Source organism: Rhodoblastus acidophilus, assembly GCF_009720655.1.
GTDB lineage: Bacteria > Pseudomonadota > Alphaproteobacteria > Rhizobiales > Beijerinckiaceae > Rhodoblastus > Rhodoblastus acidophilus_A.
The window spans coordinates 38,116-55,023 of record NZ_WNKS01000025.1; the positions used below are offsets into that span (position 1 = coordinate 38,116).

The 16,908-nt window shown below is 62.3% G+C and carries 22 protein-coding genes and 1 pseudogene; all 23 read left to right on the forward strand.

Translation table 11 applies throughout. The annotated features are described in order from the left end of the window. Positions 1-2: 2 nt before the first annotated feature. The 23 genes and pseudogenes from GJ654_RS18820 to GJ654_RS18930 all read left to right on the forward strand — a co-directional run bounded on the left by GJ654_RS18820 (position 3) and on the right by GJ654_RS18930 (position 16,695). Positions 3-1,115 (forward strand): baseplate J/gp47 family protein, encoded by a 1,113-nt coding sequence (locus GJ654_RS18820; protein ID WP_155447721.1) that lies wholly within the window; start codon positions 3-5, stop codon positions 1,113-1,115. Continuing rightward, positions 1,115-1,909, forward strand: a complete 795-nt coding sequence (locus GJ654_RS18825) for a putative phage tail protein (RefSeq protein WP_155447722.1) — start codon at positions 1,115-1,117, stop codon at positions 1,907-1,909. The genes GJ654_RS18820 and GJ654_RS18825 overlap by 1 nt, the downstream gene beginning before the upstream one ends. Further along, a complete protein-coding gene (locus tag GJ654_RS18830) occupies positions 1,906-2,895 on the forward strand; it encodes a hypothetical protein (RefSeq protein WP_155447723.1) in 990 nt (329 codons plus the stop codon). Before GJ654_RS18825 ends, GJ654_RS18830 begins: the two co-directional genes overlap by 4 nt. 9 nt (positions 2,896-2,904) lie before the next feature. Next, positions 2,905-3,471: a hypothetical protein gene (locus GJ654_RS18835; protein WP_155447724.1), complete on the forward strand. Its 567-nt coding sequence runs from the start codon at positions 2,905-2,907 to the stop codon at positions 3,469-3,471. A gap of 19 nt (positions 3,472-3,490) precedes the next feature. Beyond that, a complete protein-coding gene (locus GJ654_RS18840; protein ID WP_155447725.1) occupies positions 3,491-4,075 on the forward strand; it encodes a hypothetical protein in 585 nt (194 codons plus the stop codon). Further along, complete coding sequence (locus GJ654_RS18845; protein ID WP_155447726.1) at positions 4,075-4,869, forward strand: hypothetical protein; 795 nt, start codon at positions 4,075-4,077, stop codon at positions 4,867-4,869. Before GJ654_RS18840 ends, GJ654_RS18845 begins: the two co-directional genes overlap by 1 nt. Further along, the gene (locus tag GJ654_RS18850) at positions 4,869-5,924 is read left to right on the forward strand and encodes a hypothetical protein (protein ID WP_155447727.1); all 1,056 of its coding nucleotides are present in this window, start codon (positions 4,869-4,871) and stop codon (positions 5,922-5,924) included. Before GJ654_RS18845 ends, GJ654_RS18850 begins: the two co-directional genes overlap by 1 nt. After that, entirely contained in the window at positions 5,921-7,012 is a 1,092-nt protein-coding gene (locus GJ654_RS18855; RefSeq protein ID WP_155447728.1) for a hypothetical protein, read from the forward strand. Before GJ654_RS18850 ends, GJ654_RS18855 begins: the two co-directional genes overlap by 4 nt. A 21-nt stretch (positions 7,013-7,033) precedes the next feature. After that, the gene (locus tag GJ654_RS18860; protein WP_155447729.1) at positions 7,034-8,971 is read left to right on the forward strand and encodes a hypothetical protein; all 1,938 of its coding nucleotides are present in this window, start codon (positions 7,034-7,036) and stop codon (positions 8,969-8,971) included. A 12-nt stretch (positions 8,972-8,983) separates the two neighbouring features. After that, entirely contained in the window at positions 8,984-9,829 is an 846-nt protein-coding gene (locus tag GJ654_RS18865) for a hypothetical protein (protein WP_155447730.1), read from the forward strand. A gap of 97 nt (positions 9,830-9,926) precedes the next feature. Continuing rightward, complete coding sequence (locus tag GJ654_RS18870; protein WP_155447731.1) at positions 9,927-10,295, forward strand: hypothetical protein; 369 nt, start codon at positions 9,927-9,929, stop codon at positions 10,293-10,295. 288 nt (positions 10,296-10,583) lie between these two features. After that, positions 10,584-11,327, forward strand: a complete 744-nt coding sequence (locus GJ654_RS18875) for a hypothetical protein (RefSeq protein ID WP_155447732.1) — start codon at positions 10,584-10,586, stop codon at positions 11,325-11,327. 3 nt (positions 11,328-11,330) lie between these two features. Continuing rightward, on the forward strand, positions 11,331-12,278 hold the full coding sequence (locus GJ654_RS18880; RefSeq protein ID WP_155447733.1) for a hypothetical protein: 948 nt from the start codon (positions 11,331-11,333) through the stop codon (positions 12,276-12,278). A gap of 12 nt (positions 12,279-12,290) precedes the next feature. Beyond that, a complete protein-coding gene (locus GJ654_RS18885; protein ID WP_155447734.1) occupies positions 12,291-12,872 on the forward strand; it encodes a hypothetical protein in 582 nt (193 codons plus the stop codon). A 230-nt stretch (positions 12,873-13,102) separates the two neighbouring features. Then, positions 13,103-13,369: pseudogene (locus GJ654_RS21325) on the forward strand (septal ring lytic transglycosylase RlpA family protein); the annotation flags it as partial. Positions 13,370-13,631: 262 nt separating this feature from the next. Beyond that, positions 13,632-13,928 (forward strand): hypothetical protein, encoded by a 297-nt coding sequence (locus GJ654_RS18895; RefSeq protein WP_155447735.1) that lies wholly within the window; start codon positions 13,632-13,634, stop codon positions 13,926-13,928. Positions 13,929-13,939: 11 nt separating this feature from the next. Then, entirely contained in the window at positions 13,940-14,407 is a 468-nt protein-coding gene (locus GJ654_RS18900; RefSeq protein ID WP_155447736.1) for a glycoside hydrolase family 108 protein, read from the forward strand. A gap of 224 nt (positions 14,408-14,631) precedes the next feature. Beyond that, entirely contained in the window at positions 14,632-15,102 is a 471-nt protein-coding gene (locus tag GJ654_RS18905; RefSeq protein ID WP_155447737.1) for a hypothetical protein, read from the forward strand. Further along, positions 15,099-15,320 carry a hypothetical protein gene (locus GJ654_RS18910; protein ID WP_155447738.1) on the forward strand — a complete coding sequence of 74 codons (222 nt, stop codon included), beginning with the start codon at positions 15,099-15,101 and terminating at the stop codon, positions 15,318-15,320. Before GJ654_RS18905 ends, GJ654_RS18910 begins: the two co-directional genes overlap by 4 nt. Continuing rightward, a complete protein-coding gene (locus GJ654_RS21005) occupies positions 15,250-15,501 on the forward strand; it encodes a hypothetical protein (protein WP_155447739.1) in 252 nt (83 codons plus the stop codon). Before GJ654_RS18910 ends, GJ654_RS21005 begins: the two co-directional genes overlap by 71 nt. A gap of 74 nt (positions 15,502-15,575) precedes the next feature. Continuing rightward, a complete protein-coding gene (locus GJ654_RS18920; protein WP_155447740.1) occupies positions 15,576-15,917 on the forward strand; it encodes a hypothetical protein in 342 nt (113 codons plus the stop codon). A gap of 202 nt (positions 15,918-16,119) precedes the next feature. Beyond that, the gene (locus GJ654_RS18925; RefSeq protein ID WP_155447741.1) at positions 16,120-16,314 is read left to right on the forward strand and encodes a hypothetical protein; all 195 of its coding nucleotides are present in this window, start codon (positions 16,120-16,122) and stop codon (positions 16,312-16,314) included. Positions 16,315-16,464: 150 nt separating this feature from the next. After that, a complete protein-coding gene (locus tag GJ654_RS18930; RefSeq protein WP_155447742.1) occupies positions 16,465-16,695 on the forward strand; it encodes a helix-turn-helix domain-containing protein in 231 nt (76 codons plus the stop codon). Positions 16,696-16,908: the final 213 nt, after the last annotated feature.

Here is a 16,908-nt window from a genome sequence, read left to right on the forward strand (position 1 = left end):
AAATGCCTCTGACGGTTCGCACACTCGACGCCCTGGGCCAGTGGGCGCGCGGCTTGTTCGCCAAGGCGGTGGACGGCGCCGTCGTGTCTGTTTGGCCTAACACCTGGTCTGTGCTCGGCAAGGTGCTGGCGCCGGTCGCGCAGGCGTTCGAGCAACGCATGTCCTGGTTGTGGGACCAGATTTTTGTCTCGCGCGCGACCGATGTCGCCATCATCGGCAGGCATGGTTATGAGCTGGGCGTGTCCGCTATCCCCGCCGTCGCCGCCACGGGCTCCGCGACCTGTGACGCGGTGTCCGGGCTGGTCATCCCGCGCGGCGTGCAATTCCAGCGCCCCGATGGCGCACTGTTTTCGACCGCTTCCGAAGTGACGGCGTCCGGCGCCAGCGTGGTGTTGCCGCTCGTGGCAAACGTCGCCGGGGCCGCGGGGAATACGGCGGCCGCGACCGAGCTGGCGCTGGTCTATCCCGATGACACCCCGCAGCTGGGGGCTGTGGCGATTGTGGGCGCCGGCGGCCTGGGCGGCGGCGCGGACGCCGAGGGCAAAGAGGCCTGGCGCGCGCGCATTCTGGAGAAAAAGCGCAAGCCGCCGAACGGGGGGTCCGTGTCGGATTGGCAGAAATGGGCGCGGGCGTCGTCGGCCGGCGTGGCCTGGGCCTGGGTGGATTCCTTCTCGAATTCGACGCGGCAGGTGTGGATCGCCTTCGCCCGGTCCGATCGCGCGCTTGGGGCCCCGTCCGGCGCCGATGTCGCGGCGATGCGAGCGGCGCTCGGCAATCCGAACCAGCGGCCGGTGACGGCGCGCCCGACCGTCGTTGGCGTCACGCCCGCGCCCGTGCCGGTCACTCTGACCCGCGTTATTCCCGATACGCCCGCAATTCGCGCGGGGATCGCGCTGGAGCTGCAGGCGCTGTTCACCTCCTACAATCCCGTCGATGGCGCCCATGTCGCGCCGGCGACGCCGAACAGCAGTTTTGTTTTGCCGGTGGACTGGATCGACGAGGCGATCGGGCGCACGCCGGGGCTGCTGACTTTCACCCGCGTCGCGCCGGCGGGCGACATCACTTATTACACGCCGGGGCGCATCCCCGCCTATCAAGCGCCGAGCTACGTCTGATGCTCGACATCAGGACGCCGCAGGACGCGGCGATCTGCCCGCTGATTTCGGCGCGGCCGCCCTCGATCGTGGACGTTGAGAGCGCGCCGACGGACGAGACCCTGCTGCCGCAGATCCTGCACTTCACGCCGCGCGGGGCGGCCTGGTCGACAGACGAGAATTTCGAGCCTGAGACGGTGCTGCGCGGCGTGTGGCTCGCCATCGCCGATTTCGCCGCCGACATGTGGACGCGGTTGTTCACGGTGTTTTCGCAGGCGTTCCCGTCGCTGGTCACGGATGCGCTGGCCGATTGGGAGACCGAGCTTGGACTGCCCGAGGCGGGCGAGGAGGCGATCTACGCCACGCTTGACGACGCCGCCCGGTTACGCGCGGTGCGGCAGGCCTACGCCGACGCCGGCGGCGCCTCGCCGGGCTATTTCATCTGTGTGGCGGACCAGCTCGGCTATCGCGTCGAGGTGACCGAAAACGGGTTCTTCGCCTTCGACGGAACGCCGTTCGATGGCGCGACCCGGTTGGCGATGCTTTCCGATGTGCGCCTGTTTTCGTGCGACGGCGTGATGAGCTTCGACAGCGTGACCGGCCTGACCAATTTTTGCGTCGATCCGACGCAGTTCTGGACGGTCAAGCTGCTCGATATCCAGGCCACCTATCTCGCCTTTGACGGCGTGATGAGCTTCGACGGCGCGCAGGCGCTGACGTCGATCCCGTACGCGACCGCGCTCGAACGCCGCATCCGCAATCGCGCCAACGTCGAAACTTACGTCTTTTTCGATTACTCTGGGGCAGCCTCATGAAATACGTTCCGCCGCTTGGATCGACCGATCTGGAAGCTTCCTATGTCCAGGGTAACGCCGCCGTCGGTCTCGCCGGGTCAATCCCGACGGCGCGCGGCTTCGAGGTGGTGCAGCGCGAGATCGTCAATGCGATCCTCCTTGACGGGCTGACGCCAAACGATGCCGATCTGACGCAGTTGCGGCAGCTGTTTGGCGCGCGCCTGAAAAAGTCCGGCGGCATAGTGACGGGGTTGCTGACTCTGCAGGGTGGCCTGATGGTGACCGGCAGGGCTATCACATCGAACGATACGCTCGACAGCGACGATTACAGCGGAACCATTCAGGCCACAGGCAGCGCGACCGGGCAAACGTTCCATTTGCCCACCCCGGCGTCATCTGGCGGCGCCCGGTTTCGGTGGATCAATGGCTCAAGCGCGAACTGGAATCTGACCACCAGCGCTGGCCAAATCGTCAACACGACTTGGACCGGCGTGACAATGGTCTCGCGGCCGGGCACCGTCATGGATTTCGAATGTGACGGCGCTTCATGGCTGCTGGTCGCGGGCAATGGCCTGGCGGCGGGGTCATGTGGGTTCCGAATGTTCGGGGCTCCGGCTGACATCCCCTCGGGCATACTGACAAATTTGACGGGCTGGCCGAGCATGACCATCTCGGGGATTAGCGGCAGCGTCGATCAATCAGCCGGAAATTTCAACGCCGCAGCTGGCGACGCCGGAGATTGGATTTTCACGGCCGGCGCCAACACAAACGGCGCATCCAACAACGAGCGAATTCTCATTTTCCAGAACAGCGCCGCCATCGCCAATCAAGCGCTCTCGGTATCGGGCACGCCTATCGCGAACCTCGATCCAAATTGCTGTTCTGGTGTGATCCGCGTTTCTGCCGGCGATACCGTTTACGCAAAATATTACCATGATGCAGGATCAACGCAGGCGATGGGCAACAATTCCATCAACTTTTTTTCCGGCTTTCGCGTCGGCATCTGAGGCAGGGACATGGCGGATTATACACTCACTCTTGCGCAGTTGGATAAAGTGATGGCTGCGATTCCTTTGGCCATGCGCGGGCCGGACGCGGGGCTTTCCTTCGCGCTCACGCACCATATCGCGTCAGAAGAGAAGGTCGCGGCTCCGGAGGCTGGCGCCACGGTCTCTACCGTGACATTCGAGGCGCCGACCTCCGGCATCCTCACCACCACAGACGCTGTGGACGCGGTCGTTGCGCCGATCATCGCCGAAGTGCTTGCTGGGCGCACGCCGCCGGCGCCCCCCGCGCCCGTGCCTCAATCGGTAAGCCGCCGCCAATTCTTTCATGCCGTTGCTTTGGCGGGGTTCCTGACGGAAGCCGAAGCCGAAGCCGCTGTCGCGCGTCAGGCGCTGCCTGCTGCTGTCCTGGCCGAAATTGGAAAACTCCCGGCAGGAGACCAATTTGGAGCGCGGATGCTCGCGATTGGCGCTGAGACGTTTGAGCGCGCGAACCCGCTGATGAACCTCATGGCGGCGGCTCTCGGCCATGACGCGGGCGACGTTGACGACCTGTTCCGGTTCGCCGCTACGCTCTGACATCATAGGACATTTTGCAATGTTGAAACGAACGCTTCTCGCGGGCGCGTTGGCGCTCATCTGCGCGTCATCTGCGTTCGCCGATACGCCGATTGTCTCGGGCCGAGGGGATGTGGTCGGGTGGACTCGCGTCGGGTCCGGAACTGAACCGGTTCAAGTGCAAGCATTTTCAACCAGCGGTGTGTGGCTCTCCGATAGCGCGACCGCTCCAGCCGGCGCGGCTGGAGTCGTCTATGTCTCCGGGGGCAACATCTCGCCAGTGCTCACCGCCAAAAACCAATGGTGGGTGCTGCCGGGACAGGGCGCGGCGTCAGCGACCATCGGCGTGATACCTGTGAGCCAGTCGAGTGGGCAGAGCATTGCCACCGCCCAAAGGACAATCGGGGTCACCGCATCGCAGATCGTCGCAGCCCGTACATCTCGGCGGGCGGTCACGATCGCAAATTGGGGCGCCACTGATATCTACGTCGGCAATCCCGACGTGACGACGTCGACGGGCGCGCGCATCCCCCCGGGGCGCGCCAGAACCGTCGAGACGTCGGCGGCGATATACGGCATTTCCGGGTCCGCCGGGCAGGCGGCCGACGCGCTGGAGACGTACTGATGCGCCGCGCCGTTTTCTACGCCGTTGCGGCGCTCCTGATCGTGTCTGGCTTGCCTCAAGCGCCGGCCCGCGCTGACAGCCTGTCGGACTTCACCCCTGGCGCTGTGCGCGTCATCGGTCAAAGCCGCGTCCCATTCGTTATCCCGTCCTCCGGGACGATGGGCGCCAATGGGGCGCTGAGCGGAATCACTGCCGTCGCCAGCCCATACCCCGCCGCCTACGTCTATTTGCCCGCGAACGCCATCGCGTCAGGCGTCGCGGCGGGTTGGTATTACGCCGAATTTTCATCGACCACGGCGGCGACGGTTTACAACAACGCCTATACGAGCGGGACGCCGGCGATCCCTGCGAGCAAGGCCGCTTTTGCGACCACAGGGACGGGCGCTTACACCCAGACGACGGGAGCGCTCACTGCATACAGCATGACGGTGCCTGCTGGTCTAATCGGCCCAAACGGGGCTGTATATGTGCCCGCAACCCTGTCAAACAACAATAGCGCTGGGGCAAAAAGCACATCGCTATACCTTGGCGCGTCTCAACTCGGGTCGAATTCAACCACGACAACACGCGGCGCGTCGTACCTCTTTGGTGTGGCGAATGCCGGGTCTGAGACTGTGCAGGTGAGCGCCGTCAGCGGCGGCGGCGTCATCGGCGCGTCTGCCGGCATCCCATACTACAGCGCGGTCAATACGGCGACAGCCACGACGATCTCCGTGAAGATTGGCGTCGCAACAGCGACCGACACCAACACGCTGGAAACCGCGACGATCCAGTTAACGCCCGGAGTGCCGTGATGTCGAAATGCATTCATGGAGCGTTTGTGCTCGTATTGTGCGCTGTCCCTGCGCTTGCGGCTGACCCTGGCATAAACCCAAAACTACAAATTCAGGACGGCGGAACCAACGCCGCGACTGCGGCGGACGCTCGCCGTAATTTGGGCGTCGGGACGCATTCCGTCGATAGCTCCGGGAATGCGACGCTTTCAGCCCCAGATGGGTCGGAGGGCGTCGGGAAACAGCACACGCTTGGCGGTGTGACACCTGTTGAGTTTGCGGTGATGCAGAACGGGCAGCTCGGTCACGGCGCAACATGGCTGTGTTGGTCGGCGGTGAGCACGTCGGTACGATGCAATTACGCCGCTATCGGTTCTGGCCAACATACGTTCGGGAATGGGCATGGCGAAATGCTGCGCGTGGAGGACCCCGGCGACGCCATCACAGTGGTCACGCGCATCAGGCCCGGGGCTCGGCCCGACAATATTGCGATTTACGGATCGACTGGGAGCACGGCGCTGGCCGCAGTCGGCGACTATGGCAAGATCGACATGATGATCGATGAAGAACGCGTGTTTCGGGTGTCGAAAATTCAAGCGACGCTGAGCAAACCGCTGGTTGCGATGGGCACGGCCACCGGAGCTAATCCAAGCGCCGGCAATATCGGCGAGTTGATTTCGACGTATAAGGAAGCGCCCGCCGGTGTCTCGCTCACGAACAATACCCCGACCACCATCATGTCGATCACGCTGACGGCAGGAAATTGGGATATTTCCGGGGATTGTGGGTTTCTGCCAGCCAACGCGACGCCGATCGTTTACGAGATATGCTCGGCTACCGTCACGATAGACACGCCTGACGGACCGGACCGAACGGTGCTCGGACGCCCCGATCGCGGCAACTACAACAACGCGCGCTGGCAATGGACGGGCAACGGGGTGAGTTTTGACTCGCTGCCGGTCGGCCCTCTGCGCGTGAATCTCACTGCGCCCAAAGAATACAATCTGGTGGGCCAAGCCGGCCACACCGGGGCTGTCACTGGATACGGCTCGCTGCGCGCCACGAGGGTTCCATGATCAAGCTTGATCGCCGTGAAGTCTTGAAATCCTCCATCGCCGCCGCCGCCGCCGCCACGATGCTGCCGCTCCCCGCCTCGGCGGCGCATCCTGGGGTCACGGTGGGGGCGATCCGATGGGATGCATGGTACGCCGGGCCAGCTTCGCTCAACGCGCCGCAAGCGCAGTCCAATCTCAGCCCGCAGCGGTATCAATCTCGCGCTCCAGCCTGCGCTACGGTGATCAATGATCATACGATTTCGCTGGATTCGTGCGTGTCGCAATCGGCTATCGACGCGGAGATCACTGCCGCGCATGGCGCCGGTCTAGATTACTGGGCGTATGATTGGTACGGCACGACCAGAGCGATCCAAAACGCATGGAGATTCCACCAAACATCGTCGATCAAAAATCAGATGAATTGGTGTCATCTGTGGTCGTCGTACACGAATTTTCACTTGGAAATTCAATCATCAATGGCGGACGTCATGAGCCGCCTCGCGCAGAGCAATTATCAGCGGGTGATCAGCGGGCGTCCTCTCGTGTGCTTGCTCGCAGACAGTTACGCCGTGGTCGATCTAGCGGCAGACATCACGGCTTTCAGGGCGGCGTGCGGTACCGCAGGAGTTGGGAACCCATATATCGTTCTGGTGTCCCATCCTGTGCCGATTGACGGCGTGCTCGCCGCGACCGGGGCGGATGCACTGGGTTTCTACGCGACGAATTCCAGCCCCATCGCCGAGCAACCGTATTCTGGCCTTGTGGCGCTTGTCGAGCAGACATGGCAAACGCGCGCCGATTCCGGACAGGCGAGCATCCCGACTGCAATGACTGGCTGGGACCATCGTCCAATGGTGGAGCGGCCCAACGCCGCAGGCGGCCCGCAAACCGCATGGCGGGGCTGGCTGGATTATGTCGTCGCTGGAACGCCTTCTGAAATCGCTGCGCATGTTGGGCGAATGCTGCAATTTCTACGCGATCATCCCACAGAATGCCCAGCACAAACTGGTCTGGTCTATTCGTGGAATGAGCACAGCGAAGGCGGCTCCACGCTCAACCCGTCATTGGGCGGGCGCGCAATTCTCGACGCCGTCGCCGGCGTTCTGTGACGCGACGTAACTGAGGCCATCATGAAAATCACACTTTTGCTGATCGCGCTGCTCTGCGCGGCGCCGGCGCTTGCGGCGCCCGGCACAAAACGCATATTGGGCGTCGGTGACGGGGGAACAGGGGCTGAGGCGGCGTCCGCCGCTCGCAGCAATCTTGGCGCGGCCAGCCGTGGCGCGAATTCCGACATCACGTCGATCAACGGGCTCACCATGCCGCTCTCGACAGGGCAAGGCGGCACCGCCAGCGCGACGGGAGATCTGTCGGCGATGACGGCGACGGTCAACGTGCTGCGCGGCTATGGCGCGCTGCCCGCCCCAGTGTGCAATGGGGCGGCTGACGACCGCACAGCGCTGCGGGCGATCATCACAGCAGCGGCTGGTAATGCTCGCGTGCTGATTCCTGCCAGCGTCACTTGTCGCGCGGACCTTCTCACGCTGCCATCCAATTCGCATCTGACCGTTGACGGAACGCTGAAGGCGCCGGACGGGATCGTTCAAACCGTGATCCAGATCGGCAGCGGCGCCAGTAATGTGGTGATCGACGGATCTGGCGTGATCGACGGCAACCGCAACAACACAACCGGGGCCAACGGCGCGGCCGGGGGCATCAGCTCGGGGCCGACTGCCTCGAATGTTCAAATTCGCGGCGTGACGATCCAGGGAGCCCGCATGTGGCCGCTTAATCTCGTCGGCGTTTCCGGCTGCTCTGTTACAGACGTCACGATGCGGGACTCGACAAATTCGGCCGAGTTTGCGGCGGGCTCAAACAATTGTTGGGCCTCGCGTCTGAAAATCAGCAACATCGACAACGACGGGAGCTTTGTTTTTTATAAAGGCGTCTGGAACTCCGGCATTACTGATTCTGTCATCGAAGGCGGCTTTGTTTCTGGTATCGGCGTCTATAACGACAACGATACGCAAACGCTGAGTCATGACCTTGTGATCGCCAACAACATTCTGCGCGGCAACGGGCGCGTCGGCCTGGAAGTATCGGTCGGAACGCGCACCGATCAGACGCGGAACCATTACAACATCAAAATTAAAGACAACGTGCTGGTTGGGAACGGGACACAGAATCTTTCTCTTGGCGACATTGCCTTGTCTGCGATTGAGCGCTCGGACATTTCCGGTAACTCGTCGTTCTCATATGGTGGGGCGTCCACGTCACCGGCGATCAAGATTGCCCTTGGAGCGAACGCGCTCACCATCGAAAACAACAAGATTTTCAACCCTGGGCCAGGCGGCGCGTCCGGCGTCTGCTTTCAATTTGCGCCGGGAACGACTGCGGAACGCTGGATCATTCGCAACAATACTTGCATTGACAATCAGGAGACGCGGACAGTCGCTTACGGATTTCTCGGGAAAATTCCGACCAAATCCCAAGTGCATGACAATCGGGTGATCAACACAATCGGCGGTTTCGGCCCTCTCAGCGAGGGCTCGTCGCTGGCGTTTGGCTGGAAAGGCCAGATCTCCAATTCGGACCAGATTGCCGCGCTGAACTATCACACGAGCACGAAGCGCACGACAGCGCTGCAAATGCGTGGCGACACGGACAGCGTGTCGATTGGCGGCATCGAGGGCAGTCCGAAAACAATCACTCTCTCGACAGAGGACGGGGACAACGCGGGCAAGATCGTCGTCAACGGGGCTCTCCATCACGGCGGAGCCGCATGGATCGACCCGATCAACCACACTGAGGACAACACGGCCGTCGTGTCTGCGGGACGAGACAATGCGACACTCATCAACACGACACTCATCCCGGCTTTCACGGTGCTGATCCCGCCGCTGACCGGAGCAAACGGTCAGATTTTCAGACTGTCGTCTGATGGCGGGGTCACGTCGATGACGGTCAAGGACAGCGACGGCAACAGCATCTCCGGCTCGCCCACAACCCTGGCGGCCGGCGTGGGGCGCACCTTTCTGTCCGATGGGTCCGCCTGGCATGTGCAGTGAGGGGTCGGCGCGATGAGAACACAAACCCTTAACCTGCGCGCGCGAACGAATGAGGACTTCATTTTCACGCGCGATTTTAGCCAGATCGCGATCGCATACGATATTCCCGCCAGCGTGATCAGGATGCACGCGCGCATTTCGGCGGCGTCGCAAGCCGTCGAATATGGATGGGCCAGCGACAGCTCAGAAGATGGGAAAGTCGAATTCGATCCGCAAACCGGCTTCTGTGTGTTTTCTGCGCCGGCGGCGCAGATGGCGATGATGCCGGTCGCGCTGAGATATGATTGCCGGATCGAGCTACAGGACGGCTCAAAGAAAGCGCCGTTCGCGGGCGGTCTTGGCTTTACGCGCGGCGTCACGTCCAGGGGCGGCGATCTCAGCCCCTCGACATTGGCGCTTGGCGACACAGTCGAAGTGCTGGGGGAATTTTCGCCTGTTGCGCTGCCTGTGTCGCAAACGGCGATACTGGAAGCGGTGCGGGCGGCTGCGGCGCGGGTGACGCCAGAGGGTCTCCCCGCGCAGTTCGCCGCGCTATCCCCGGCTGATTGCGCGCTAGTCTCACAGCTGCTTTTTGCCGCGATCCCGGAAATCGTTGACGGCGTTGTCCCAGTGGGGGGCGGCCAAGTCGTTTTTGACGGGAGCGGGTTTTTGACCCGCGCTGGCGGCGGCGAAGTTCCGCTTGGTTTTACCAGCGATTCGTGGCTGGTCTCTCTGGTCGAATCGCTCCCTCTCGGGGATCAGAGGGCGATCGCTCAGATGATCGTCGGCGCGCTGCCCAACATGACGACCGATGTGGTTCCGGTTCGGACGGGACAGGCCTGCTTCAGCCGCTCGCGGTTTTGCGTGCGCGCTCGCTGAAACGCTCCACCCAAAAGGCCAGATTTTGAAATGCTGAAACGCCTCATCGTCGGCGCGCTTTCGTGCGCTTGTTCGACTTCGCGCGCCGGGTGACCTGATGACAAACATTCTGGACCTCTGGCCCTACCAAATCTCTGACGCGGTAGGGCCGGCTGAAGATTGGATCGCCGCGTTTTCCTACACGAATGGAGCGGCGCCGTGTGATCTTTCAGGCATCGCATTCTCGCTCACGCTGTCGTCTGCGGCGCACACGCCGTTGACGCTCGGGACATCAACGGGCGAATTGCAGATCGTGCAAAGCGAGGGCTCGTCAGTCAGCGACACGCTGTTGATTGCGGCCTCGGCGCAGACGCTGACGCCGCTCGCCGCGGGTGAGAACTACTCCATCGTGTGCAAGGCGACTGCTGACGGCCACACCCGCAATGTGTTGCTGGGGCGGCTCTACGTGCGCCCGGCGCCACAATGACGACGATACACCTCCTTCGCCGCCCGGCCGGCGCTCATGTCCCAATCACGGCGCGGCTTGAGCCAGTCGGCGATCCTCCTCCAGGGGTAGCGACGGCAAGACTTAACGTCGGGCTCTTTAGCGCCACAGTGACGCTCAACGCTGGGCTTTTCGAGGCTACGGCTTCGGTGGTCGCTGATCCGTGGGCGCTGGTCCCTGCCGGGCCTCCGACCCCCTCCGAGCCGTGGCTTCAATTCCACCCGATCAACGCCGCAGCCGCCGCTGCAATGATTTTCTGAGAGGTTCCCTATGGCTACTGCTCCGCAGTCATATCAATTCACGGACGGCGCCGGCGCGACAAAGACGGGTCAAACGCCGCCTCTCGGGTATCAGGCCGGGGCAAATGCGATTTCCGTTGCCATCGCATCCGACCAGCCGGCGATCCCCGTTTTGCAAAGCGGCTCGTGGTCGGTGGCCGTGTCGAATTGGCCGGCTACGCAGGCGGTGTCCGCGTCATCTCTCCCTCTGCCTGCTGGCGCGGCGACGGCGGCAAACCAGCCCTCGCTTAATGGCGATGGCGGCGCGTTGGCGCATGTCACCAACTGGTCGGCGACGCAGGCGATTAGCGCATCGTCCGCAATCCCTGTGAGCGGCACATTCTGGCAGGCGACGCAACCTGTTTCGCTGGCGTCGCTCCCGGCGCTCGCGACTGGCTCCAACGTCATCGGCGGCGTCACAATTTCTGGGACGCCCTCGGTATCCGTCAGTGAGTCCGTTGCCGTCACCGGCACGTTTTGGCAGGCGACGCAGCCAATCAGCGCGGCGACTCTCCCCCTCCCGACTGGGGCGGCCACAAGCGCCAAACAAGACGACCTCAAGGCGGCGATTGCCGGCATGTCCATCCCTGTCCACGACTATATCGGCCTTGGCTACACCGGCGGCAACGTGACGACCGTCACCTACAAAACAGGGGGCGCGAGCGGAACGACCGTAGCCACGCTGACCCTCGCCTATGATGGCTCGAACAACCTGACCTCGATCACGAAGGCGTAAGAGATGGGCTGGCAATTCAACCCGTTCACGGGGAACCTTGATTGGGCCGGTGCTTCGACGGCTTACACTCTGCCCATAGCGGGCGCTTCCACGCTTGGCGGCGTCAAGGTCGGCTCTGGGCTTTCGATTGATGGCTCTGGCGTTCTGAGCGCGCCGGGACTGACGCTCCCGGCATCTGTCTCTTTTGGCACGCTCACGTCGAGCGGTTCCGGGCTAGAAATCACCGGAACGTGGAATGCGTCTGGCGTCGCTTTCCCCGGCGCGTTGCTGGTCAACGTCACCAATACGAATAGTGCGGCTGGGTCAAAGCTGGCTGATTTTCAGAGAGACGGGTCGTCTGTTTTAAGTATAACTCCGGCCGGGCAGATTAATGGGAGGGCTGGAAGTTACAACAACCCAACGATGCGCGCCGGTACATCCGGTTCTTATCTTGTATTAGGATCAGGTGACAGCGGTAGTGTTGTTGGCCAAGGAGGCGCTACGCTTTTTGGAAGCGACGGAGCTAAATTTTCATTTGCTGGGTATTTAGACTTTAACGGCGCAGGAAACGGAAGACTTTATCTAGACGCCGCTGGCATCATCGCCCAGCGCAACGGCACGAACGCGCAGGCTGATCGCGTTTACAACACATGGACCAGCGGCGGCGCCCAAGAGTGGTTTGCAATCGACTGGAAGACTACGGCGAACACCTGCATCGTCGGCACGCAAGCCACAGGGGCCGGCGCTGCTGTTCGGCCGATTTCCGCTGTTGGGTCTTGGTCGTTCGCGTCTCCCAATTTTGACGCGCCTTTCACTGTCGCAACTCTCCCTGCCGGCGTCGAACGTGCGAACGCCTACGCCATTGACGGGCGCAAGGACGGAGAGGGGCCGGGCGCCGGGTCGGGTGTCCCGGTTTTCTATTCTAACGGATCATGGCGGCGCTGTTCTGACTGTTCGCCCGTCGCGGCTTAACGGAGATCACAAGTGGCAATCTATGAAATTCTCATCCGTGGCGCGGTGGACGGCTCTCTTGTCGGCGCTCATCAGATTGATTGGAATGAGCAGGGCGTCCCCGGCCTGCCGCGTCCGTTGGCCGTTGACGCGGTCGGCGGCGTGCTCGGGGCCGCATTCGCCACGCTGGCGACCGACTACGCCAATTTGAAGGCGAAGGCTGACGACTACGACGCGGCGACTGTTGAGCTTGCCGCGCTCAAGGAAAAGACCGCCGATTATGACGCGGTGAAGGCGAAGGCTGACGCTTACGACGCCGCGCAGGCTGCGGCGCTCGCCACTGTGTCGCGCCGGCAGTTCTTCCAGGCTGCGGCGCTATCCGGCCTAATCACGCCGGACGAAGCGCTCAGTGCCGTCGCCGGCGTGGTGGTCCCGGCGAGCATTGCGGCGGCGATCAATACGTTGCCTGAAGACCAGCGCTTCGCCGCGCAAATGGCGGTCGTTGGGAGCCGTGATTTCGAGCGCCTGAATCCGTTTGTAAGCCTGCTTGCCGTGAGTATGGGTAAGACATCGGCCGAGATCGACGCGCTATTCACGCTGGCGGCGTCTCTCTAAGCCACTAATCCAAGGAATCCAATTTGTTGAAACGCACGCTACTCGCGGGCGCGATCCTTTGCGCGCCGATTTCCGCCAACGCAGGAGGATATTGGGACGATGCTTTCTCGCCTCATGCGCCGGCTGGGCAGGTTTTTCCTGAGGCCAACAAAAAGGTCAGGGTCGCGCGTCAAGATCAGCATCGGCTACAGAGGCCATGTGGCGAGGCTGTAGGGGGCGGCAGCGCCGTTGTGGCGTCGTTCTATGGTGGAGGCAAGGGCGAGCGCCTGAGCCGCTACACGGCCTCCGGAGAGCGGTTTAACGCGAACGCTCTGACCGCTGCGCACAAAACGCTTCCATTTGGCACGCGGCTTCGCGTCTGCCGGTCAGGCTGCGTCGTGGTGCGCGTAAACGACCGAGGCCCCTTCGCGCGTGGGCGGGCGCTCGATCTTTCGCGAGCCGCCGCCTGCGCCATCGGACTGCCCGGCGTTGGGGCTGTCACCATAACGAGGCTTTGAAAATGATGGGCTGGAAATGTCCCGGCTGCGGCCGGTGTTGGGCGCCTGATGTGCGCCAGTGTTCCGAATGCGAGAGGGTTGCGAGCAAGCCGGCTCCGCACCTGCCTGCGGCTCCTGTGCTCCCGGCTCCATATTATCCGCCTCGGCCGCCGATCTGGTCTGACCCGTCACCGTTCTCCCCTGCGCCGTGGCAACTGCCTTTCCCGGTCACTTGCGCCATTGGGAAACCGGCTGACCCGAACGTGATCGCTTGGGGCTGACCATGCTTCGCGACATCTGCGCCGGCGCCATTCTCGTCGTGCTCCTTCTCCTTGCGCAATGGCTCAACGCCCGCGCCGAGGAATACACGCCGCCGCAACAGCGGTGGGTGGTGCTGGCGACGGTCTGCAATGCGCAGGAGCAATGCCGGCGCGAGAGGCTTCCCGTCGAAGCAGACAATTCCGTGCATTGCATGATGGGCGCCGGATGGATGCGCGTCACGCAATGGCTGACGGAACGCCCATCGCTTCACCTGAAATCGGTCAACGGGTGCCGTCCCGCCGATGAGCATGATCTGTGAAAGTCTTCCCTATGGCAAAAGACAATTTCAAAACGGCGCTCGCCTTCACGTTGGCTTATGAGGGCGGCTGGTCGAACCATCCGGCCGATCCAGGCCACGCCACGATGTGCGGCGTCACTCTCACGACCTATCGGCTTTATCACCCTGGCGCGACCGCCACGCAACTCCGCAACGCGCCGATGGCTCATTTCGAGGCGATCTACCGCAAGGGCTATTGGGACAAGATCGGAGCCGATGCGCTGCCGGCTGGCGTTGACGCGCTCGCGTTCGATATCGCCGTCAACATGGGGCCTGGGCGGGTTCTGCCTTGGCTGGCGAAGACTGCGGCTCTCAAGCCCACCGAGCGCATCAAGGCGCTGCATGGCCTTCGCATGGGCTTCTGGCGGCGTCTGCGCACTTGGGCCACCTTCGGCAAAGGCTGGTCACGCAGAGAGACCGCTTGCCTTGCGCTGGCGCTGAAAATGGCCGGCGTAAAGTGAAGATGTGCGGGCCGGGCTTGATACCGGCTCCTACAGGCAAACGTACCAAGGCGATCACTAGCTGTAGGTCTGGTCGCGCATAACGGGTCCATCCCCGCCGCCGCACGCCTAAGACATAGGCGATCAATCCATAAAATTCAACCGAATCCCGAGTTGCGCGCGGGGCTTGCCGGGCGGTGCGCGCATTCATCCTTCGCCGCCCGGCTCCCTGAAGGAAAACCCAAATGAAACGCTATCTCGAAGCGGCGGCCCTCGCTGTCGCGATCATCCTGTTCGCCTGGATTCCGGCCAACGCCGCCGACGCGGTTACCGCTGTCGTCATCCCGTGGGGCGATTGGCTCAAGGAAATCATCGTCTCTGTCGGCTCTCTTGCTGTCGCGGTGCTGTCTTTCGTCATTGCCAAATGGGCGCCGGCTTATGTCAAGGTGTTCTTGACTGACGACCTGATTGCAAAGGCTGTGAACTATGGGCTCGGCGCGGTCGAGGGCGCGGTCGCCGGCAAGACCCTGACGCTGGAAACCACCAATGAGGTCCTGGCTGCCGCCGAGCAATTCGCCGTGGCTTCTGCGCCGCGCGTGTCCAAATGGGCTGGCGACAATCTGCGCCCGCTGATCCTTTCCAAGCTGGCGGCGTCTGGGATCGTCCCTGAGACAGTGTCGGCTGACGCCGTCGGCGCGGCTGTGGTGACGAAGTGACATTCGCCTACGTCTTGGCTGGGCTGCTGGCGGTCGTCGTGATCGCCGGCTTTGCCATCAAGCTCGGGCAGGCATCCGCGCGCCAGTCCGGGCGCGATGAGGTCAAGGCGGAAGACGCCAAGGCGGAAGCTGCCGCCGCGCGGAAAATTGAAGCAATCGCAGTTCAAGGGCAATCCGATGAGCAAACGATTTCTGATCTGCGCGACGGCTCTTTCTAGTTTGGCGCTCGCCGGCTGCGATCTGGAGCGCGTCAAGCCGATGTGTCCGCAACTCAAAACGTACAGCCGCGCGCAGCTTAACGCCGTAGCTGACGCCTATCCCGGGCTGTCGTCCGACGTGCGCGCCATGATCCGCGACTACAGGCTCGTGCGACGGCAGATCAAAGCGATATGCCCGTGACGCGCCAGGGCTGCGCGCCCTGGATTTTCCTACCAAGCGAGAGACCGGGCGTTAGTCTCGGCAAAGGAATGGATATGCCGGACGGAACCGGGGGGTGGTCGCTTTCCGACCTCAATTCATTTGCCGGGATCGGCGCGCTGTTCGTCACCCTCGGTGGCGTTTTGCATGTGAGAGGGCGGAAGGACGCCGCGGCCGACGCCGCCAAGGAAAAAGCTGAAGAAGCCAAGCGGCACGCCGAAGCTATCGCGACCGATCTTGCGGCATTTAAATTGGCGGCTGCGGAAAAGTTCGTTCCGCGCATGGAACTGTCGGCGATGGAGAGCCGGCTTTCCGACCGGATCGACGGCCTGGGCACGCGCGTCGAGGCTTCGGTGTCCAAATTGGGCGAGCGAATCGACCGCATCGCCGAAAAATAGAGCTTCGGGCTTCGGCCCGTCGAGAGGTCTGCGCCGCACGCAAAGGCGCAGGCGGGGAAACTTGAGCCTGGCGCTTCGGCGCCGGGTTTTTTTGTTGGCTATCCGTTTTTAAGTGTGGAATGACCGCTTGACACATAGGGCCAATGGCCCTATATTGATCATGTCGAAAGGGCAGTGGTGCCCGCCAGAATTGGAGACGACGATGACCAGCATCACCACGGCTGTCGCGCAGGACTGCTACGAAGTCGCCACGAATTTCGGAAAGAAAACGCCTTTCCCGAGCGGGGCGGAGCTTCGGAAAAAGATCAACGAAGCGGTGAAATCCGTTTATCGGTCGGATATGTCAAAGGATGAACTCTTCCGCGCTTCCATGAAGAAGCTCGACTGGCATGACTGACCAACGCGAGAAGGGAGGCTTGAGCCTCCCCTCTATCCCCACAATGTGGGGAAACTGCCTCAGCATCAGCCCGTGACTGAGCAAATACGGGGCTATCCCCGCAAATGCGGGGGGATGGCGATTAGGATAGTCCAGGCATCGAGCATGTCAATGACCCCCGATGATCTCAAATCAGCAATCAAATCCCTCGGTCTGACGGACGGGGGATTTGCGCATTTAGTCGGCATCACAGGCGCGAATGCTGATCGCACCGTACGGCGCTGGAAAGCTGGAGAGCGCGACATTCCCGGCCCTGTCATCGTCATCGTCGGTGCGCTTATGGAGAGCCGCGCCGTGCGCCGATTTTTTGGCGTAGCTCTAGACGGCGATTCCACACCATAAAACGGATAGCCTTTTTTTTTGCACCTTGAACAACCCAAGAACGAGCGTGGGGACTTCCGTGGGGACTTTCTGCACGGAACGCGCCGTTTGTTGCGCCTCTGTTCCGTTATGGCCAGCGTCGCCGGTTTTCGACGCTGCGAAAAAGCCTTTGAATATCAGGCTTTAAATGGTCGGAGTGGCGGGATTCGAACCCACGACCCCTAGTCCCCCAGA